The organism is Pedobacter sp. (assembly GCF_037719805.1).
GTDB lineage: Bacteria > Bacteroidota > Bacteroidia > Sphingobacteriales > Sphingobacteriaceae > Pedobacter.
Genome location: NZ_JBBJLZ010000005.1, coordinates 188489 through 207542 on the forward strand (window position 1 = coordinate 188489; position 19054 = coordinate 207542).

The 19054-nt window shown below is 41.2% G+C and carries 19 protein-coding genes; 9 read left to right on the forward strand and 10 right to left on the reverse strand.

Going from position 1 to position 19054, the window contains the following annotated elements; all coding sequences use genetic code 11:
• Positions 1 to 5 precede the first annotated feature (5 nt).
• Together WKF66_RS17220 and WKF66_RS17225 are read right to left on the reverse strand one after the other, a co-directional pair.
• A complete protein-coding gene (locus WKF66_RS17220) occupies positions 6 to 1052 on the reverse strand; it encodes a PAS domain-containing protein (RefSeq protein WP_489675731.1) in 1047 nt (348 codons plus the stop codon).
• Positions 1052 to 1852, reverse strand: a complete 801-nt coding sequence (locus WKF66_RS17225) for an alpha/beta fold hydrolase (RefSeq protein WP_489675732.1) — start codon at positions 1850 to 1852, stop codon at positions 1052 to 1054. Before WKF66_RS17225 ends, WKF66_RS17220 begins: the two co-directional genes overlap by 1 nt.
• A gap of 99 nt (positions 1853 to 1951) precedes the next feature.
• On the opposite strand from WKF66_RS17225, the gene WKF66_RS17230 reads away from it, so the two are divergent.
• Both WKF66_RS17230 and WKF66_RS17235 read left to right on the forward strand, forming a co-directional pair.
• Positions 1952 to 3268 (forward strand): cation:proton antiporter, encoded by a 1317-nt coding sequence (locus tag WKF66_RS17230; protein WP_489675733.1) that lies wholly within the window; start codon positions 1952 to 1954, stop codon positions 3266 to 3268.
• 109 nt (positions 3269 to 3377) lie between these two features.
• Positions 3378 to 4400 carry an LLM class flavin-dependent oxidoreductase gene (locus tag WKF66_RS17235; RefSeq protein ID WP_489675734.1) on the forward strand — a complete coding sequence of 341 codons (1023 nt, stop codon included), beginning with the start codon at positions 3378 to 3380 and terminating at the stop codon, positions 4398 to 4400.
• 70 nt (positions 4401 to 4470) lie between these two features.
• Here WKF66_RS17235 and WKF66_RS17240 read toward each other — a convergent pair whose 3' ends face one another.
• The 4 genes from WKF66_RS17240 to WKF66_RS17255 form a co-directional block, all read right to left on the reverse strand.
• Positions 4471 to 6393: an OmpA family protein gene (locus tag WKF66_RS17240; protein ID WP_489675735.1), complete on the reverse strand. Its 1923-nt coding sequence runs from the start codon at positions 6391 to 6393 to the stop codon at positions 4471 to 4473.
• A 39-nt stretch (positions 6394 to 6432) separates the two neighbouring features.
• On the reverse strand, positions 6433 to 8547 hold the full coding sequence (locus tag WKF66_RS17245; protein ID WP_489675736.1) for an InlB B-repeat-containing protein: 2115 nt from the start codon (positions 8545 to 8547) through the stop codon (positions 6433 to 6435).
• 709 nt (positions 8548 to 9256) lie between these two features.
• Positions 9257 to 9613 carry a hypothetical protein gene (locus WKF66_RS17250; protein ID WP_489675737.1) on the reverse strand — a complete coding sequence of 119 codons (357 nt, stop codon included), beginning with the start codon at positions 9611 to 9613 and terminating at the stop codon, positions 9257 to 9259.
• A gap of 212 nt (positions 9614 to 9825) precedes the next feature.
• A complete protein-coding gene (locus tag WKF66_RS17255; RefSeq protein ID WP_489675738.1) occupies positions 9826 to 10401 on the reverse strand; it encodes a hypothetical protein in 576 nt (191 codons plus the stop codon).
• A gap of 250 nt (positions 10402 to 10651) precedes the next feature.
• On the opposite strand from WKF66_RS17255, the gene WKF66_RS17260 reads away from it, so the two are divergent.
• Both WKF66_RS17260 and WKF66_RS17265 read left to right on the forward strand, forming a co-directional pair.
• Complete coding sequence (locus WKF66_RS17260) at positions 10652 to 11023, forward strand: BlaI/MecI/CopY family transcriptional regulator (RefSeq protein WP_489675739.1); 372 nt, start codon at positions 10652 to 10654, stop codon at positions 11021 to 11023.
• Positions 11020 to 12906 (forward strand): M56 family metallopeptidase, encoded by a 1887-nt coding sequence (locus WKF66_RS17265; RefSeq protein ID WP_489675740.1) that lies wholly within the window; start codon positions 11020 to 11022, stop codon positions 12904 to 12906. The genes WKF66_RS17260 and WKF66_RS17265 overlap by 4 nt, the downstream gene beginning before the upstream one ends.
• On the opposite strand, the gene WKF66_RS17270 is transcribed toward WKF66_RS17265, so the two are convergent.
• Positions 12854 to 13864: a GNAT family N-acetyltransferase gene (locus WKF66_RS17270; RefSeq protein ID WP_489675741.1), complete on the reverse strand. Its 1011-nt coding sequence runs from the start codon at positions 13862 to 13864 to the stop codon at positions 12854 to 12856. The genes WKF66_RS17265 and WKF66_RS17270 overlap by 53 nt on opposite strands.
• Positions 13865 to 14033: 169 nt before the next feature.
• On the opposite strand from WKF66_RS17270, the gene WKF66_RS17275 reads away from it, so the two are divergent.
• The 5 genes from WKF66_RS17275 (at position 14034) to WKF66_RS17295 (ending at position 16339) form a co-directional block, all read left to right on the forward strand.
• A complete protein-coding gene (locus tag WKF66_RS17275; protein ID WP_489675742.1) occupies positions 14034 to 14252 on the forward strand; it encodes a hypothetical protein in 219 nt (72 codons plus the stop codon).
• Between the two features lie 2 nt (positions 14253 to 14254).
• The gene (locus tag WKF66_RS17280; RefSeq protein WP_489675743.1) at positions 14255 to 14749 is read left to right on the forward strand and encodes a hypothetical protein; all 495 of its coding nucleotides are present in this window, start codon (positions 14255 to 14257) and stop codon (positions 14747 to 14749) included.
• Positions 14750 to 14820: 71 nt separating this feature from the next.
• Positions 14821 to 15273 carry an SRPBCC family protein gene (locus WKF66_RS17285; RefSeq protein WP_489675744.1) on the forward strand — a complete coding sequence of 151 codons (453 nt, stop codon included), beginning with the start codon at positions 14821 to 14823 and terminating at the stop codon, positions 15271 to 15273.
• Positions 15274 to 15693: 420 nt separating this feature from the next.
• On the forward strand, positions 15694 to 15846 hold the full coding sequence (locus WKF66_RS17290) for a hypothetical protein (protein ID WP_489675745.1): 153 nt from the start codon (positions 15694 to 15696) through the stop codon (positions 15844 to 15846).
• 46 nt (positions 15847 to 15892) lie between these two features.
• Positions 15893 to 16339 carry an SRPBCC domain-containing protein gene (locus tag WKF66_RS17295; RefSeq protein ID WP_489675746.1) on the forward strand — a complete coding sequence of 149 codons (447 nt, stop codon included), beginning with the start codon at positions 15893 to 15895 and terminating at the stop codon, positions 16337 to 16339.
• Positions 16340 to 16567: 228 nt separating this feature from the next.
• Here the strand turns inward: WKF66_RS17295 and WKF66_RS17300 are convergent, their stop codons facing one another.
• Genes WKF66_RS17300 through WKF66_RS17310 form a run of 3 tightly spaced genes read right to left on the reverse strand, consistent with a single transcriptional unit; the run spans position 16568 to position 19036 of the window.
• On the reverse strand, positions 16568 to 17491 hold the full coding sequence (locus tag WKF66_RS17300) for a DUF6263 family protein (RefSeq protein ID WP_489675747.1): 924 nt from the start codon (positions 17489 to 17491) through the stop codon (positions 16568 to 16570).
• On the reverse strand, positions 17491 to 18267 hold the full coding sequence (locus tag WKF66_RS17305; protein WP_489675748.1) for a carbon-nitrogen hydrolase family protein: 777 nt from the start codon (positions 18265 to 18267) through the stop codon (positions 17491 to 17493). Before WKF66_RS17305 ends, WKF66_RS17300 begins: the two co-directional genes overlap by 1 nt.
• Positions 18248 to 19036, reverse strand: a complete 789-nt coding sequence (locus WKF66_RS17310; protein WP_489675749.1) for a GNAT family N-acetyltransferase — start codon at positions 19034 to 19036, stop codon at positions 18248 to 18250. Before WKF66_RS17310 ends, WKF66_RS17305 begins: the two co-directional genes overlap by 20 nt.
• Positions 19037 to 19054: the final 18 nt, after the last annotated feature.

A 19054-nucleotide genomic window follows, 5' to 3' on the forward strand; every position in this document is an offset into this window, starting at 1 on the left:
TCTGCTTATAACATATCCTTCGAAACCTTTTTTACCATGAGGTCAAGCTCTTGTACCGATTCATAAAGCATACTCAGTATGCTTAGCAATTCTTCCTCCTCTGGTTTCTCATTGATGATTTCAATTAAACCGAGAATATTAGCAAGCGGCTTCCGAACCATATGGGACTGGCTCATTGCAAGTGATGAAAACCTTGCTTCGTTGTGATCTAATGTTTGGTAGGCTCTGGATAGATTTGTCTTTAATTCTTGTTGATTTGCAAGCTGAAGTAACTTCTTTTTATTGATGTTTATACTGCAGCAAAACCAAATTTCTATCTTATTATCTGGGCTGTAAAAGGGCTCACATTGGATTAGGAACCACTCTGGCTTCCCCGATGTACCAACGAACCGGGCTTCCCGCTCATACCGTTTGCCGACTGCGATACTTTTCAACCAATCTGCATATGCAGCTTCGCGGTCCTCACTAAACATCCCACTAAAATCACTCCTGTTATCAAGTGAAAGATCACCAAAATAATCACCGACTTGTCGGTTTATACTCAGCACTCTTCCTTCACTATTAGTGGTCCAAATCTGAATGGGAACCAAGTCGATTAGAAACTGCAATTTACTTTGTTGAGCTTCAGCGTTTCGTCTCTCTAAAAGTAATTCTGCTTCATACTTTTTACGGTTGTCAATCTTTAAAACAATGGCATTAATCAAAATGGTTGTTCCTCCGCTGTCCCTGTAGCTTTTCGCACTAAAGAGCACATCGAAGCTTCCATCTAAACCAACAAACTGTAAACTAATCTCCTCTGTGGAATTCTTGACTCTCAACAGAGGATCTAAAAATAGATTGTAGTAGAGCAAGCTCGCTTTACTTAGCATTGACTTGAAGCTGACACTTACTAATTCCTCTGGAGTCCGGCCAAGCCAGTCGGCCAAAGTTCTATTTACGTCGTATATGCTTCCCTCCGGAGAGAAGGAGACAAAGCCACAAGGCAGCTCGTCATACAGATTCCCTCGCTTCAGGAACTCGTTGAGTTCCTGATTTTCGAGAAGCCGCTCCATCAAATGAATTGTTTAATTGCGCTTATTACACCTTCTGGGTCGCTTAAATGCGGACAATGTCCGGATGACTGCAATATAGCGAGCTGGTTCAGCGGAGTACGTTCACGAATGTATTCCGCAATAGTTGTGGAGGTCAGAAAATCATCGTTACATTGAATCGTCAAACTAGGTATTGCAAGACCCGCAAGGTCGGCTCTATTATCGGACAAGAAAGTAACCCTGGCAAACTTTCTGGCGATTGAGGGGTCGGTAGCACAAAAGCTTGCCTGTAAGGAATCTGCAAGTTCCGTAGGGTTCTCTTTTCCCATTATTAAGGGTGCCATGGTCATGGACCATCCTAAATAATTGTTATCCATCACCTCTAACAATGCTTCCAAATCATCTGGTTCTATACCGCCATCGTAACCTGGTTTATTCATATAACATGGCGAGGGACCAATAAAAATGATCTTTTTAAATCTATGTTGTTGCAATTTAACGGCTAAAAGACCGATCATACTACTAACAGAGTGGCCAATAAAAGTGACATCCTTAAGATCTAAAGCAGTACAGATGTCGATAACATCCTGGGCATAGCCATTTAAAGTACTGTATCTTTGTTCATCGTAGGCACTCAGATCTGACATACCCGCACCAACGTAATCAAATAGAATGATCTTAAATTGTTCTGTAAAAGCAGGAACAATTGCTCTCCAAGTATTCTGATCACATCCAAACCCGTGACCAAACATCATAACCCGATCACCCTTGCCACTTATCCGAACATTATTCCTTAATATAATCTCTGTAGAATCTGTCATAATCTGTTTTACTCCGAAATTCCGGCTAGCTTGCGACCCTCTTTTTATTCGCAGGTAATTAACAACGCAAGGTAAGGTTTATTTTAAGGTTGTATTTACATGATCTTTCTGATAATTGTAATTAATAAACATATCAAGATAGGGATTGTTGTGCAATTATTAAAGACGCTCATGGATTATTATATTCCAGTACTGTTTATTTCCGGCCTGGCCAGCCTCGGTATGGCTTTTATGCCAGCGCTGTCGAAGCGGACAGGTATTTCTTACTCCTTAATTTATGTGGCGATTGGAAGTGCTATATATTGGTTCATAGGAGATAAACTCCCAACGCCTTTACCCACTTTAAATAATGAGGTAACCATCCATTTAACGGAACTAATTGTGATAATCTCCTTAATGGGAACTGGTATTAAGATAGACCGCAGCTTCTCCTTCAAACATTGGTCTTCTCCTTTGAGGCTGATATTTATAGCAATGATGCTCTGCATTGTGGCTTGTGTATTTCTAGGCACCTATATGCTTAATTTAGCGTTGCCAGCTGCCTTACTGCTTGCAGCGGTCCTCGTCCCTACAGATCCTGTCCTTGCTTCCGACGTTCAGGTTGGTCCTCCAAATGAAGGATATAAGTCGGAGGCTAAATTTGCCCTCACCTCAGAAGCGGGTTTGAACGATGGTTTCGCATTTCCATTTACCTGGCTCGCAATTGTTGTAGCAACAACGGGCTTGCAAACTTCTTCACTTATTGGCTGGCTTGGTTTTCACCTGATTTACAAAATCGCGGCAGGACTGGTTCTGGGCTGGCTATGTGGTAAATTAGCCGCTTACCTGATTTTTAGGGTATCAGAAAAACATAAATTACTTAAGCCTACGGATGGCTTTTTAGCAATTTCTCTAATGCTTTGCACTTATGGTCTGACAGAACTATTGCATGGCTATGGTTTTATAGCTGTATTTATATCCGGGCTTACCCTTCGCCATTCAGAAAAAACTCATGACTACCACAAGGAGCTTCACTCCTTTACAGACCAGATCGAGCGCGTCCTTTTGGGCGTTATGCTCATCTTTTTTGGAGGAACCCTTGTTTCGGGTATATTGAAGCCGTTGACATTTGAAATGGCTACATTTTCTCTTGGATTTTTGTTATTTATCAGACCTGTAACCGCTTACCTGTCGTTGTTTGGAAAAGAGATTCACTGGCAAGAGAAGTTAGCCATTAGCTTCTTTGGTATCCGGGGCATGGGCTCTGTATACTATCTCGCTTTTGCATTGGGCCACGCTTCTTTTAGTAATCAAGATCAGCTTTGGGCAATTGTAGCGTTCACTATGCTCTTATCAATTGTCATGCATGGTTTATCAGCTACCCGGGTGATGAACCACCTCAAAGTTAAGCTGCCCCGGGAGCCTATCCCAGAATAAGAGATTTCTTATCATAGGTCATGATTACTTCCTTCATCGACACGTATTTTTGATTTAAGTTATCTCGTAAAGAGATAATGCACATGATCAAAAGTTTAAAACAACTATAATGGAAATAGGAATCGATAGTTTTGCCTCCGCAATGTATGGCCGTAATGCCCTGAGCAGTGTTGACGCAATGGAGCAGTTACTAGACAGGATAACCTTGGCTGATGAAGCGGGTCTGGATGTATTTGGCATTGGCGAGCATCACAAGAAGGAATTTCTAGACTCTGCACCAGCAGTAATCTTATCCGCAGCTGCGGCTCGAACTAAACGGATACGCCTTACGAGCGCAGTAACCGTATTAAGTACCTCAGATCCGGTGCGAGTTTATCAGAATTTCGCAACTTTAGACCTAATTTCAAAAGGAAGAGCAGAGCTGGTAGTAGGCCGTGGTTCTGCTATCGATGCTTACCCATTGTTTGGTTATGACCTGAAAGATTATGACGCGCTTTTTAAAGAAAAGCTAAACTTGCTTCTGCAGATTCGAGATCAGGAGTTTGTAACCTGGTCGGGTAAATTCAGACCTGCTTTAAATAATCAGGGAGTCTATCCCAGATCCTTGCAAAATAAACTACCTGTTTGGCTAGGTGTAGGCGGTACGCCGGAATCTTTTGCACGGGCTGGATCATTGGGACTGCCGTTGATGGTCGTAATTATTGGCGGTGAAACGGAACGCTTCCGCCCCTTGGTCGACCTTTACCGTGAGGCCGGGTACAAATCAGGTTTCAGTCCTGAACAGTTAATTGTTGGTTTACACTCACCCGGTTATGTTGCCGCCACTAATGAGCAGGCAGTTGCAGACTACTACCCGGGATATACGGAACTATGGACAAAATTGGGTCGCGAACGTGGTTGGCCTCCAGTAACTAAGGCACAGTTCGACAATCTTATCGCTCCACGAGGTGTACTTGTGGTTGGGGGACCCGAGCAGGTAGCTGAAAAGCTCATGAGACACAGTGTGGCGTTAGGGGGAGTTGACCGGTTTACTTTTCAAATGGATAATGCAGGATTAAGTCATGTGCAGTTATTAAAATCGATAGAATTGATTGGGTCGAAAGTGATTCCACTATTAAAATCAGAGATATAGCCGATGTATCTAAACTAAAAAATGCCATACCCTAATTCGGGTATGGCATTCATAAGTAGATGTTATTGTACTATTTACCAGGGTTGATATCTATGATTACCGTTCTATTATAAAAACGCTCTTCAGGCTTATCATTGCCAAAAGGTGAGCGGTCGGTAGCTTCTCCAACACCGGTTGTCTCAAACCTGACATTTGTTTTGCCGGCTTTCAGTAATGCTTTCTCAATTAGTTGCTGAGCTTCTTGTGCACGTTGTTGAGATAACTTAAAGTTATAATCCGCTTCGCCAATGACATCTGTATGGCCGTGGATTATTACCGTAGAACCACTTTCAATCAGAGGCGCAACCACATTCTCAATGAACTGCTCGTATGTAGCAACTGTAGTTGCTTTATTGAAATTAAACAAGATGCTATATCTAAGTCCTTTTTCAATTTCTACGACCTGACTGTCAATACGTAAAGTACTTTCTTTGCTGATGATTGTACCATCTTTCCTGGTTCCAGTCATTTTAACCTTGTAGTTGCCAGATTTATTATTGCCTAGAATGGTTTGGCTCATTACGCTTGCCTTGTCTTTCGTAAAGGGCCCGTATTTAGTGGAAACACCTTGTTGATCAATTAAATCCACAGTATACGATTTCAATGCGTTTGCATTATCGACTGTAAAGGTCACTTGGTTATCAGTCGAATTGCCTTGTGTGGTATTAATTTGGATAGGCTTCATCATGCCACCTCCAACTTCCATCATCAATGCAGTTGAATTACTTTGAATATCAACTCTCCGATCGCCTTCCCTTAACAAGTTTAGCTCCTTTGTACCGCCTGGCTGCTCAGATGGGTTAACAGGCTTAGTGCGTCCATTCGTTGCAATACGGTTCGGGCTGATTGCAAAAGCGCTAATCAGGTATTGCTTGATGTTTTCTGCAAAAACCTTTCCTTCTGATGGACCCTTTAACGAAGCTCCCGATAAGGTGATGTTTATCTCAGGGTTGGTACGCATCCTATCACCGAGAATATTTAAGATATTATAGTATACGTTCAATTGCCTGTCAGCACGTCCCGCGTTATTAGCTGTAGTTTCTTGTTGAAGTTGAACTTCCTTAAAGCCCGCTGCTTCTGCGTTTGATAACTTTACGTAGCGGCCAGGGATTTCGGATGAATTTTCATCAAAGAACACCGCACTTAAAAGAGGTAAAGTTTCGCTTACCAATCTTTTTAGCACGACTGGCTTTGGCGCAGTAACATAGAAATTGACATCGGGTGCAGATACAGGAGCTGTGGTGACTTCCGTTACTGTTTTTCTGCCTCTGCCAAATTTAAGTGCTAAACCCGCTCTGACTGTAGTGTTAGACCAGCTTTCTATCTCTCTTACATCCTGACCAAAGTAAGGCTGAAAGGAAACGAAGGGAGATAGGACAAACTTAGTTTGCTTTTCAGCTGAAGACAAAGGGATGTCGTAACCCGCGCCAATCTGACCAGAAATAACGTTTTTGCGCATCTCAGAAAACTCAGCATCCGTATTATCTTGTTTCAGTTGAGTGTAGTTAAAATCCTTTTGAAGATTGATACCCAATCTTGGGCCAGCAAACAGATAGAAGTTACCTCCCCAAGGGTTAACCCTTAGGGTAGGCTCTATCGTAAGATAACTTGTATTTGTTTTAAGTGTGGCCGGGCAGTTGCATGGCGCAATGACGTCGTCGAATTTACCACCGCGACCATCGTATCCGACGTTCAACGCAGCTCCCCAAACTGCAGTTGGACGATATTCTACCAATAGTGATCCAAATGGCCGAACTCCTTTACCTTTGTGAAAGGCGGCAGGTACAATTAATGAATTATTGAGCCTTTGTGTAGTACCATCGTAGAAGTTTGCGTTTGCGGCAGCAGATACCCCGAACCACCATTTGGGTGCAGATACTTGCGCAGATAATCCGTTTTGTATCAGGAGTATTATGACAGCACAACTGATGCCTGATTTTATAAGTTTATTCATGTTTATATAATTTCTTCTTAAATAATTGGATTATAAAGCCTATTTGGGAACGTTTATGGTTGTATTCACCATTGTTACTGATGCTACCAACGACAATGCTCTACCGTTTAATACCGTTTGAACTGTGTTGCCTGCTGTAGAGAAACTTACACCTGCTGTTGAGATGATCGTTCCTGTCATAACTCCGCCACCGGCCGCATTAATAATAGCTGAACTTCCTACGTACCAGTAGACGTTTTTAGCCTGTCCACCGCCAATCAAATTTACGCTTCTTGCGCCAGCGGGACCAGCGATACCAACCGTTAAACCAGCAGCAGTTTGAAATATCCATTGGGCATTCGGATCACCTTTTGCATCAAGGGTAAGGTTGCCTGTCGTAATTTTAAAGGTTGCACCTGCTGATTTATATATGCCTGGTGCTAATGTCAACCCACCTAATTCTCCTGCATTAGGATCTGAACCACCTGGTTTTGCAGCTGGCGAAATACTATTGTAAGCAATAGTAGCATCCGCTAAGCCCAGCGCAGCAATAGCCATTGAGGTTGCAGAACCTGGTGCTGGTGGTGCTGTATAAATCCTGCCGTTTACCAAGCCTATATTCAAAGGCGTTTCAGTATAGATGGCAGCGGTTTGACCATCGTGAAATCCTGTAATTAATGTGGACGCTGCTGTAGTCCCAATGTTGCCATCATTAATTACTGTATTGATTCCCATATTAGTGATGCCGGCATTACCACCAAAAGCACCAAACAAAGCCGCACTTCCTAAAATAGAAGTAGAGGTTGGAGGTGTAGGTATCAGCGTAAAGTTCGCGGTAATCGTTTTACTAGCATTCATGGTAACTTGTAGCGGGTTTATTGATCCCGAAGCGTCTCCAGACCAAGAACTAAATACGTACCCTGCAGCTGGAGTAGCCAATAGAGAAACTGTAGTTCCATGATTGTAAGTAGCTTGCTCCGGCGTTTTAGTTACCGTGCCGTTTTGAGCAATTACCGTTAAGTTGTACACATTTAGCACAAAGTTGGCTACAAAAGTCCTGTTTCCCGTTAATACAAAAGTATAGGCAGGGCTCGTAGACGCTACTGCATTACTGGATTTGTCTGTCCAGTTTACAAAAGTGTATCCGGTATTTGGAGCAGCTGTTATTGTTACCGACGTTCCGGAAGCATACGCGCCTTCACCGTTGGTTGTGCCACCATTTGTAGGAGTAGAAGACAATGCCACTGCAAATTGTGCCGCAGGTATAGCTCTAAAGTTGGCCACTAATGTCCGATTGGCTGAGAGTACAAATTGATAACTTGAGCTTGTAGAAACAGCGGTAGCTCCATCTGTCCAATTAAGAAAAGTGTAACCCGTATTGGCGGTGGCAGTTGCAGTAACGCTTGAACCAGTCAAGTAAGCACCAGATCCAGAGGTTGTACCACCTGCAGCTGGAGTTGAAGAAAGGTTAAGCGCGGAGTTTCCTACTGGAATAGCAGTGAAATTAGCAACAAGGGCTTTATTTCCAGCCATTTTAAACTGATAACTAGGGCTGGAAGAAACTACGTTCGTACCGTCTGTCCAGCTGGTAAAAGTAAAACCAGTATTAGGCGTTGCCATTACAGTAACCGTTGAACCTTGAGCGAAAGCGCCTGCTCCGACGAGCGTTCCTCCTGAAGCAGGAGTAGCAGTTAGCGTAAGCGTTGGAATGGTAGTAAAGCTCCATTGATAATCAGCTATCATTGCAGTTCTGAATTTATCTTTGGCGCCCGTTGTCACTGTTCCACTGTAGGCAGCAAATGGGGAGAGTGCCGTGGTAGGTGTAAAAGTAAAGATTTTAGCACTTGCTGTCGGCGCTACTATACCCGCAACAACGGCTGTTCCCTGTTTAATCAAAACGGTGTTGTTGTCAATGGTTGTTGAATCCATTTCTGTATTAAACGTGATTGTAATTGCTTGAGCAATATTCACATCAACGGCGTTTGACATTGGATCCGTCGCGGTAACTTCCGGACAAAGGCCTACAACTTCATCTTCAAATCCGTCTTTTTTACAACTGGCGAAAACAGCTGCAAATAGAAGCGTAAAGAGTAGAAAAGCATTGATTTTTTTAAGGAAGCGCGGAGGTTGGCGCAAAAAGGTACTGACCTCAGAAGAAGTAGTTGTTTTTTTCATTAAAGTGTAGATAAGTATGTTTGTTTAAGGCCTGGTAAATGACAAGTCATTTTAAGGAGTTGTGATCTGGTTATTGAGCCTCTATACACTCAAGTGCAAAGCGGGTGCCATGCTAAAATGAATTTGTTTTAATTATTTTGAATAGAAGCTCAATTTTATCGAAAAAGTTACATAGGAAGCTGTAGGACGCACAAAAGGAAAGAAATAACCAGCCGAATATCTTGTGCAAAGAGCAAACAGCAGTGTACTCTACAACCGCACTGTTTAAAGGATAAGTGTAAGATTTCAACTAATTTGGTTTTGAGTGGGGCTAGAAATGAACAAATCTCTATTTCGATCGATTAACTAATATTCTCAATACGAATACTTATAAACCGATAGACTTGAGGTACGCAATTTTTTATATGCCTTCTAGCCCTCAAAAAAATGCGGATACCCGGTTGCTTATCATTCTTGTACGAAAACAGGATCGGGTGGCTGACCTGCTGGCCTTGGTATAACTCTAGTCTCAGGAGTTTATAGCTTAAAAAGACTAGGTACGATCTGAGTCGTTCTCCTTATTGAAGACGACTGGTGATTATGTGCCTTGTCCTGCTGAATTCAGTTCAGGACCTCGGAATTGCGATGCTCCCAGTTCGAGATCCCGTTCTTCAAGGAGGGCGATGGTAAAAACGTTCCCTCTCGTTGGTAATATAAAATCTATATAGTCTTAGCTATAAACTTCTACATTATTTTTCGAAAGGCTGGCGTTTAGCATTGATGAATACCGTTCTAATAGATCAATATATTTATCCTTCCAATATTCCTCATTATTGACGGTCATTAGATCTGTGGCAATATCTACTATGCTCGGCTCAATGATTACTGGCTTCTCCTGTGGTTGCCCAAAGTCGTAAACAATTACCTTCGAAATCCTCTGCAATATAGAGGGGCTTAATTCTGGCATTGTGAACCAATTATACATTGTTCTTCTTTGTACTCCAACTGCACGTGACAATTCAGTAATATTTAGTTCTTTTCTTCTTACTGCTTGTTCAAGCAGTTTCCCCATATGTATTTCTGACATTCTATTTCTTTCTTTGTACCAATGTGCCGAAGGCCGGTATGTTAGTAATAAGTTATTAAACCATTCTACGCAAAAGTTATTCCCATGGTTTAGGAAAAGCACAAAAAAAAGCTATTGTGAGAAGATTGTGACAAAACTCTTAGAGCTTTATGGCATAAAAAAGGCTGGTCGTTTTTTGACACAGCCTGAGATTCATGAATTGCTTAATCGCTTTATTTAACGTCGCGGCTTACTTTTGCCGCTGTACTTCTACCTGGAAGGTAAATTTGGAAGCCAATTCCCAAATTCAAACTATGCGCGTAAGCGCTACTTCCAAAACCAGCTGTTCCCTGGTATTTCAATAATGCTTCTAGCCCAATACTTGGCGTAACAAAGTACGTAAATCCGGGACCGAAACTAAATCCTAATCCATTTGTAGACTCTCCTTTGGAGGGATTAACGCCTGAAATACCTACTGTCACTTCACCAAAGAAGCGTGAATTATTAACGACTTCATTTGCACCGGTGGCTCCGTAATATCTACCTAAAGCACCTACACCATAGCTCACACTTGTACCCGCATCTTTGAGCGTAGAGAGACCCAGGTTAACGTCCCCACCTAACGCCAAACCGTCCTGAACAAACCAAGCTGCTTTCGGATTGATGGTAAGGTCGAACTTGTTAGGCTTGTCAAGGCCGAATGATATATCTGAAATGTTGGCTCCCATCATTACATTTCCTTTTTGGATTTGTGCCTGGGATGTTAATAGACTTAGTGCAAGTGCACATGTGAGGATAATTTTTTTCATAGCTTTTTCTATTTTGGTGATGAATATTTCTTTTTAACATTGCCCACATACAAATGTTTTTCTCTTTTTCGGGCGAAATTTTGACTGTCATGAGATTAGTGTGAAGCCTATTATTCGTATCTCTTTTCTCTATCTTAAGCCTATAAGGTTCGTTAGACAACATGAGGAAACCTAGTATGCATACAAGAAAACTAATATTTTAGTTTGGTAACTAAATTATTAGTCGTACATTAGACTTATGAACACGAATATGAAAGAACTTACGAAGGCAGAGGAACAGATTATGCAGGTGTTATGGGACCTAAAGCAGGCCTTTGTCAAAGATGTTATTGCTCAACTACCGAAACCTAAACCAGCAACGACAACGGTATCCACAATCATCAGAATTTTGGAAAGCAAAGGCTTTGTGGACCATGAGGCTTTTGGGTCAACTCATAGATACTTTCCTATAGTAAGCCTGGAAAGTTATAAAGAATTTGCGACCGGAAAATTGCTTAACAGCTATTTCGGCAATTCTGTAGAGCAGATGTTCTCTTTTTTCCTGAAAAAGGAAAAGGTAGACTTAAAAGAAGCTGACCAGATATTACAACTTATCGAAGAACTTAAAAAGAAACAAAAATGAACGCACTCAGCTACTTAATTCAGGTAAATGTTTACCTCCTCCTATTCTACGGATTGTATCTTTTGATGCTCAGAAACGAGACTTTCTTTAAAATGAACCGAATGTACCTGGTAGGCTCTACTCTACTGGCACTGGTTATACCTATAATGAAAGCGCAATGGATAAATGATTTGTTTGTATCTGAGCAAATCTATGAGGCAACCCGGAAGGTAAATACCGCCCTGACTGACGTAGTTTTTAGTGCCCCAATAATACCAGAGCAGTCAGATATAAGCTCATCGAATGTCAGTTCGCATACTATAGACGTTACAGCTGCCCAATTTTTATGGACGATCTACGTTGGCGTTACAGTGCTGTTTCTGCTGAATTTCCTTAGGAAACTATACTTAGTGAATCGGGTACTTAAAAGTCCTACTAAGTTCCAGGCCTTTTCTTTTTTTAATAAAGTTGTCGTTGATGTAGACTTAAAAGGGAGGGAAATAATACTGGATCATGAGATGGTTCATGTAAAGCAATGGCACTCTATAGACATCATATTTTTCGAGTTGCTTGCTGCCTTCAACTGGTTTAATCCTATTTCTTTTCGCTACAAAAAGGAAATTAGAGACATACATGAATTTATCGCTGACGAAGCCGCAGCAACAAAGATGAACGACAAAGCCGAGTATGGACTACTCCTGGTCTCAAATGCCTTCGGCATTAACGCTCAAAAATTGACCAATAGCTTTTACAACGACTCTCTATTAAAAAGAAGATTGATCATGTTAAATAAAAACAAGTCACGAAAAGTAGCTATTCTAAAGTACGGTCTTGCGGCTCCGCTTTTTGCGATCATGATCATTTTTTCCTCTGCATCAATAGAAAAATCAAAGACGATCTCAGCAGTTGCTTCTAGTATTGAGCGTAGTTTGCCAGTCCTGGTTAGCGCACTTAAAAGCGATAGATTACTGATTAAAAACGTCGCCAAGCTGCCTAAAGCCAACAAGCGCCAGTTAACAATTAATGATACACTATTGCTTTACAAAAGGTTAGATAGTGTTTCTTTGCCTGTAGTTAACCGGTTTTTTTCAAGATCAATTAAATATCCAGCTGCTGACCAGGAAGCGGGAAAGGTAGGAACGACCTACTTGACTTTCGAACTAGACGATGCAGGGGTAATGCATAACCCTTCGGTTGTACAGGCGATGAGCGATATGAGTAGATCCGAAGTTTGGCGGGTGCTCGAAAACGTAGAGCCATTTGGGGAGGGAATAATGGGGAAATATATTCTACCTATTAAATACATTTTAGACCTAGATAAAGCAGGTCTAAAATCTAAGTCGTCAAACCGCTTTAATCAAAGTAAGTATAAAGGGTATCAACAATTGGATGAAGTAATCATCAGGGGGTATACGAAAACCACCCGGTTTATTGAGGAACCAATTGACAGAGTTCGTAAACATTTTGCAAATACCATAAAGTATCCATCCAAAACACCGAAAGACATCATGTCTGGAAGAACTTACCTGGCATTTGAACTGGATGATGATGGTAAACTTAATAGTCCTCAAATCATAAAGACCGTCGGTACACCGTTCGAAAAAGAAATTAAGTCTGCTATCGAATCCGCACCACCTTTCGGCCCGGGAGTTAAGGGTAAATATGTGGTTTGCCTATCGTTTATCTATGGAATCCAGAATTCAGATCTATCAACTTATAATAAAGAAAATTTTAAAGATTTCAAGTTTCTTAAGGGCATAATGTTTATGGGTTACTTCGTTGATGATGACCCGGAAACCTTGCTTACGAGAGGTGAATATAATTATACGATAACAGGAAGGAGCGAAACAATCAAAAGCTACCCGGTTTTGGAGCAAGCGCAGGAACGCTATCGAATACACTAATAGAATCACTCAATTCTAGTTCCATCTGGATGTTACATCGTGCATAAGGTGTTGGACGCCCATGTATCTCTTTAAACCCTAATTTACGGTACAGGTTAATTGCTGGTTTTAAGAGCGTATTGCTTTCTAAGTATAGTTTGGAAGCGCCCAATTCCCTGGCCGCGTTTACAGCCGACTGGCCAAGTAGCCAGCCAATGCTTTTACCTTGAACGTCTGGCGAAACTGCCATTTTCGCCATTTCATACTGATATAAGGGATCATCCATTTTTATCAGCGAACAAACCCCTACCGGCTCACCCTTATACAAAGCCACAAGTATTCTGCCTCCCTTATCTAAAATATAAGACTTCGGATTATCCAATGCCTTTGTGTCTGCCTCTTCTATTACAAAGTACTTAGAAATCCATTGTTCATTAAGTTCTTTGAACGCAGTTTGATGGCTATCCTGATAGTTTACAATTTCGACATCTCTACTTTCTCTTAGCTTGCGCTGTTCCTGCACTCGATTCAGCATGCTTTTATGATCTAGCAACTCTTCCCATTCCGCTAACGCATCCCAAAGGTTGTGACGTGCTTCTGCAATAACACCCTCTATCGCAGCATCCACGTCGGCACATTGTTGATTAAGAAGCTCAGCAATGGACCGTCCCTTCTCCGAAAGGGCAACCACATTACGCCGCTTATCCGGTGAGCTTTGATTTTCAACTACCAGTCCTGCTCCAATCATTTCTTTGACTATTTTGCTAACGGAAGGTTGAGAGTGACCAATTCCTAAAGCAATTTCAGTGATCGTTTTGTCGTCACTTTCCTCAAGCACAAAAAACACGGGGAACCATTTTGGGGTAAAACTGATCTGATATACCTGGTAAATCCTGGTGGCATCATCTGTGATCCTCGCTGTGAATAAACGAAGCCGGCTTCCAAGCGCCATCTTTCCTGTCCTTTGAAATATATCCATAACTAATTACATAACTGGTTATGCAAATATAGTGGTTTAATATTAATTGTCAATAATCGCCATTGGAAATTGAGAATTAGAGGCATATAATTTCCTTCAAAGACTTATTTTAAGTAACTTGTTGAGAGTAAATACCTTGCACTCGTAACGCAAAGAACTATCATAAGATATGCTACTAAAACACACACATAAAAGCTTGCTAAAACAGCTTGAAGCCACAGCTGACTTTGAATCAATGACGATCAGCGAAAGACTGTCTCAAAGCGCCTTAGCCTATGATTTCGATATCGCAATGCTTAACAATAAAGTTAGAGCCAGACAAATTCTGGAATATTTGAAAGTTGATTCAGAGACAATTACCGACATTATAAATAATAAAATACCCTAGTTATGAATAAGCAATACTTGTACACATCTTTTCTGATTCTTGCAGTCCTTACTACTTTAAGCTGCAAGAAGAAAGAAAGTAAAGAGTGTAATGATCTTAATCCATTTTATTATCAAATAGATCAAACCTGTACAGGTATTGGCTTAGGACCAACTAACGAAGATCCTGCCATCATCGTTATCAACTCAGAAGAGGAATCAAAAGCGATACTGACAGTGAAGGATGCAAGGGGCTCATCGTGTTTTGAAATCCCTGAAATCATTAAAACAGATTTTTCCAAATACACTGTGATTGTCGGACAAAAGAATGTCGCCGGAGTAGTTGCTTCAATGGTTAGTCAGTCCGTAATCAAAAATTGTAAAGAAAATTCCATCACTTATTCAGCAACAATAAAGAACGGCGGCTATCAGGCCTTAGGACGTTACATCTTTGCTGTCAGGATCGCAAAACAGAGTAGTTCCGTAAAGTATCATTTCGATATTCAATTGACCAATTGAGATGACATCAAGTTTACTTTAACAAGAACTTTTATTTAGAGGATAGTGTTGTAATCGCAAATAAAAGAAATATGTCTGATCAATCAATTGAAATCTCAAAGCATTTCAGCGTAAGCGCGAGTGCCTTATACAAAGCCTGGACGGAAGAGTCGGCGTTAAAAGAATGGTGGAAACCAATGGGTAAGACTCTTGCCCACCTGGAGAACGACATCCAGGAAGGTGGTAAAGTTGAATACGTCTTTGAAGACCTTGACAACCCAGCAGGGAAACTGATGATACAGGGTGTATATCAGACGGTTGTTCCAGAGAAAAAACTCGTTTACACATGGAATTGGATACTAAATGATGTTGCAGTAGAGAATGCAAATTACACCTTAACAGTCGAGTTCTCTGAACAAGATGGAGAGACTGAATTAAACATCAAGCAGCAGCGCGAAAAGGAACTTGAAGGAGTTCAACCGCATAAGGAAGGATGGGAGGATGGCTTAGAATCTTTGAAGCAATATCTGGAAACGCTTTCCTAAGCAAGTACAATCAAAACTTTAGTTGTACAAGAGTAGTTCTTCGTTAATATGGGCTTTGTTAGCCCACATTTTACCTACCTCCCGAGTATGTGAAACCCATGTGTAGCCTTCGGGGGGAGCGGTAGTGTAGACGTAGCTTACACATAGCATTCACCTAGCCAGGACATAGCCAGATAAACTAGTAATAAACTAGTAGGCCGGCCCTGTAAGAAACCAATATACGCTAATCTTTCCTGCGAATGAGCATATGTTGAAGAAACACGGACGGTGTATTACGTTACAAAGAGACAATTTCAGGTAGCTTCACAAACGATTTAGTCGATTTAAGGGATAGTCCTCGTCTTAAAATTATTTGTATATTTATTAAGAAAGGATTAATTTATACTAAAAGGGTTAAGACATGTCTCCTTTCCATTAAATATGAGAAACCAAAGGAAGATCAAAGACACGAAGTACTGGATGAACTTTCTAGATGAAAAACAGATATTATGGGATACGCTGTTTTATAAGAAAAGATGGCCGCTCTATTTCGCTATTCTCCTCGCCGTAATTGTGTTAAAATACATAGTATAATTCCCCAATATCAATAACGGAACCCTCTAACCAGAAATATAAACGAATGGAAAAGCTAGAATTCAAAATGACCATTAATGCTCCGAAAGAGGTAGTTTGGAACATTCTAATTGGCGATGAAACGTACCCACAGTGGACATCTGTATTTTGTGACGGTTCAAAAGTTGTAACCGACTGGCAGGTGGGAAGTAAAGCACTATTTCTTGATGGCAAGAACTCTGGAATGGTATCAACGATCGAACAAAACATCCCCTATTCATACCTCTCTATTAAACACATCGGAGAAGTCAAAGAAGGGATAGAAGATACAGAAAGCGAACAGGTAAAATCATGGGCAGGATCACATGAAAATTATACTTTGGAAGAACTTGATGACAATACCCTGTGGATTGTTGAAATGGATGCCACACCTGAGTTTGCGGATTATATGAAAGATTTGTGGCCCAAGGCACAGCAGAAAGTTAAGGAGATGGCAGAAACACAGTCGATGTAGTTTATCACGGCGCTGCTGTTAGAAAGTGTTAATCTCCCCGCGGCAGAACTTTCCTTTCAAAATTATTCCCGTTCTTTAGGTTGTTTCAGATCCGTATAGGGACAACTATGCTCCTAAAAGTGGAAGACCTAAGAAAATGGTCTGACATTCAGCTCATACACTACCTCAAAGTGAGCTTTGATCGGTATAAAAAGAAGCAATGAGGCAATTTACACCATTGCCTCATTGCTATTTTTTGAAAGTCGTAGTCATAGTAATTTCATTCTTCGCCAGAATAGGCATCACCATTTCGTCCGGTAACGAAGGTGCTTTTAAAATAATCGTGCCCGAAATATTCTGGACCGCTTTCATCTCCATGATCATCCCTGTTTTCCTATCTACCTTATTATTAGAGGTCATTGTTCCAGAAACAGCATATTTCATCGACATATTATTCATCTCAATTGGAGTAGGATTATTTTTTACTTCAATTGTTGACTTGTTACTAATCAGGTATTCTGAACTGCTTACTTTATCCAGCGTATACATACCTTTTATCTTCGGAGTCATGATGTTGTTCCCACCACTGTTTTCTACCGGCCATGAATCTCCTTCTTTCACCGCCTTTGCAGCATATATAGCACTGCTCATTTCGGCACTCTTTCTAATTGCAGAATCGCCATAAGCACTCGCTAAAGACTTGCGCATCATTACCCTAATGGCATCTGCAGCAGCTGGCATATTCTTAAAAAGATCATCAAACATAACGTCCAATCCTTTGGTCTCCAAAATCCTGCCCCTATTGGACATGAGCATGGTGTAAGATTTCCCGATCATTTTTGGAAGGATCTCAGCGGTCGGATTCCCGGCAACCGCCTTACTGTTATCTGTTGTATCACCATCTTTAACCATTTTGGTTGAAAGCGTTTCGAAGGTGGCCTTAAGCGTGTATACGGTGTCTTTCACATCCATAACTTCCAACCTACTGCTAGATTCTGACAACGTAGTTAAGTTTGTTTTAGTTCCACTGATTGTTTGCTCACTGGAAGATTTAAGAGACATCGTCTGGGTATAGATCTGCCCCTTTTCCAGTTTGATGGTGATTTTTTCCGACTGAGACTTACAGCCGAACGCTGTAAGGGCTAAGAGGGCGATTGAGAAGTACGTTTTCATTATTTTTTGCTCTTATTTAAGATCTTGTATATATCTAATCTACGATCTTTTAAGTTCCTAACCGCACCAAAATTATGAAGCTCCTTCAATAAGTCTACGTCTACATCTGCAATCAAAGTCATTTCCGCATTTGGCGTTGCCTCTGCCTTGATTCCGTTACTTGGGAATGAAAAATCTGAAGGCGTAAATACTGCCGACTGCGCATACTGAATATCCATATTGTGAACCTTTGGCAAGTTCCCAACACTTCCGGCAATTGCTACGTAGCATTCATTTTCGATTGCACGCGCCTGTGCACAACTCCTCACCCGGGTGTAACCATTTTGCGTATCTGTCATAAAAGGAACAAACAGAATTTGCATGCCTTGCTCAGCAAGAAGTCTTGGTAGTTCTGGGAATTCCACATCATAACAGATCAGGATACCAATTCTTCCGCAATCGGTATCATAAGTTACAATGGAATCACCTCCTACCATTCCCCATCCGCTTTTTTCCGCTGGTGTGATGTGGATCTTTCTGTACATTTCGTAAGAGCCATCTCTTCTGCAAAGAAAGCCAACGTTATACAACACGCCATGATCCAGATAAGGCATACTTCCTGTAATGATATTGATATTGTAACTAACAGCAAACTCCATGAACTTGTCCCGTAGAGGAATGGTAAAGTTGGCAATCTCACGCATCGCATCAGCACTGCCAAGGTGATTATAGGCCGACATCAATGGTGCGTTGAAAAACTCAGGGAACATGACAAAATCACTTTGATAGTCGCTCACTACATACGAAGAATTCAATCTGCTCTACAATGGATTCCAGATTTGGAAACGGTCTCATTTGCCATTGTACCAAGCCCAGTCTGATGATCGACTTTTTAGAATTAATGTGTTTCGCTTCTTCGTTGTAATAAATATTATTCCACTCTAAAAGAGATGCATACTCAAGGGACTGGGTGTCACCTGGAAGATAACCTTTCAGTATTTTTCTAACATGGAAGTCGTTTGCCAACTGAAACGACAGCGTCGAATCATGAATCTCTTTGCCTTTTACTTTGAGTAGGTACTCCCTTGGAGTAAGCTGACTTGCGTAATTTTTATACTCAGGGATTCTACCGCCTGCGATAATGGCTCTTAAATTAAGACGTTCACAGATTTCTTTTCTGGCATCGTAAAGTCTTCTTCCGATTCTCATTCCTCTGAAGTCAGGATGCACAAAGAAGTCAATTCCATACAGTACATCTCCCTCCTCGTCATGGGTAGAAAAAGTATAGTTGCCCGTTATTTGCGCGTAGGTATGGTTGTCTCCGAAAAGTTCGTAATTTACTATTAGTGATAACGCACAACCCGCGATTGCGTCATTTACGACAAGGCAGATCTGACCTTCAGGAAATATTTCAATTAATGTGTTGATGTGCTGCTCTCCCCAAACTGAAGCTCCTTCCCATTCAGAATAAGCTTCGATCATAGACGATTTAAGGCGCAAATAATCATCTTTCGTGAGTGTTCTTAACTCAATCTTTAAGTCTTCACTTTTATTTTCGTTGTCCATATTCATTGTTTTCAGTAG

Bases quoted from the DNA above. Each gene is read 5' to 3' on its own strand.
- WKF66_RS17220 (WP_489675731.1), bottom strand. From the start codon at position 1,052: ATGGAGCGGCTTCTCGAAAATCAGGAACTCAACGAGTTCCTGAAGCGA.
- WKF66_RS17225 (WP_489675732.1), bottom strand. From the start codon at position 1,852: ATGACAGATTCTACAGAGATTATATTAAGGAATAATGTTCGGATAAGT.
- WKF66_RS17230 (WP_489675733.1), top strand. From the start codon at position 1,952: ATGATCTTTCTGATAATTGTAATTAATAAACATATCAAGATAGGGATT.
- WKF66_RS17235 (WP_489675734.1), top strand. From the start codon at position 3,378: ATGGAAATAGGAATCGATAGTTTTGCCTCCGCAATGTATGGCCGTAAT.
- WKF66_RS17240 (WP_489675735.1), bottom strand. From the start codon at position 6,393: ATGAATAAACTTATAAAATCAGGCATCAGTTGTGCTGTCATAATACTC.
- WKF66_RS17245 (WP_489675736.1), bottom strand. From the start codon at position 8,547: ATGAAAAAAACAACTACTTCTTCTGAGGTCAGTACCTTTTTGCGCCAA.
- WKF66_RS17250 (WP_489675737.1), bottom strand. From the start codon at position 9,613: ATGTCAGAAATACATATGGGGAAACTGCTTGAACAAGCAGTAAGAAGA.
- WKF66_RS17255 (WP_489675738.1), bottom strand. From the start codon at position 10,401: ATGAAAAAAATTATCCTCACATGTGCACTTGCACTAAGTCTATTAACA.
- WKF66_RS17260 (WP_489675739.1), top strand. From the start codon at position 10,652: ATGAAAGAACTTACGAAGGCAGAGGAACAGATTATGCAGGTGTTATGG.
- WKF66_RS17265 (WP_489675740.1), top strand. From the start codon at position 11,020: ATGAACGCACTCAGCTACTTAATTCAGGTAAATGTTTACCTCCTCCTA.
- WKF66_RS17270 (WP_489675741.1), bottom strand. From the start codon at position 13,864: ATGGATATATTTCAAAGGACAGGAAAGATGGCGCTTGGAAGCCGGCTT.
- WKF66_RS17275 (WP_489675742.1), top strand. From the start codon at position 14,034: ATGCTACTAAAACACACACATAAAAGCTTGCTAAAACAGCTTGAAGCC.
- WKF66_RS17280 (WP_489675743.1), top strand. From the start codon at position 14,255: ATGAATAAGCAATACTTGTACACATCTTTTCTGATTCTTGCAGTCCTT.
- WKF66_RS17285 (WP_489675744.1), top strand. From the start codon at position 14,821: ATGTCTGATCAATCAATTGAAATCTCAAAGCATTTCAGCGTAAGCGCG.
- WKF66_RS17290 (WP_489675745.1), top strand. From the start codon at position 15,694: ATGAGAAACCAAAGGAAGATCAAAGACACGAAGTACTGGATGAACTTT.
- WKF66_RS17295 (WP_489675746.1), top strand. From the start codon at position 15,893: ATGGAAAAGCTAGAATTCAAAATGACCATTAATGCTCCGAAAGAGGTA.
- WKF66_RS17300 (WP_489675747.1), bottom strand. From the start codon at position 17,491: ATGAAAACGTACTTCTCAATCGCCCTCTTAGCCCTTACAGCGTTCGGC.
- WKF66_RS17310 (WP_489675749.1), bottom strand. From the start codon at position 19,036: ATGGACAACGAAAATAAAAGTGAAGACTTAAAGATTGAGTTAAGAACA.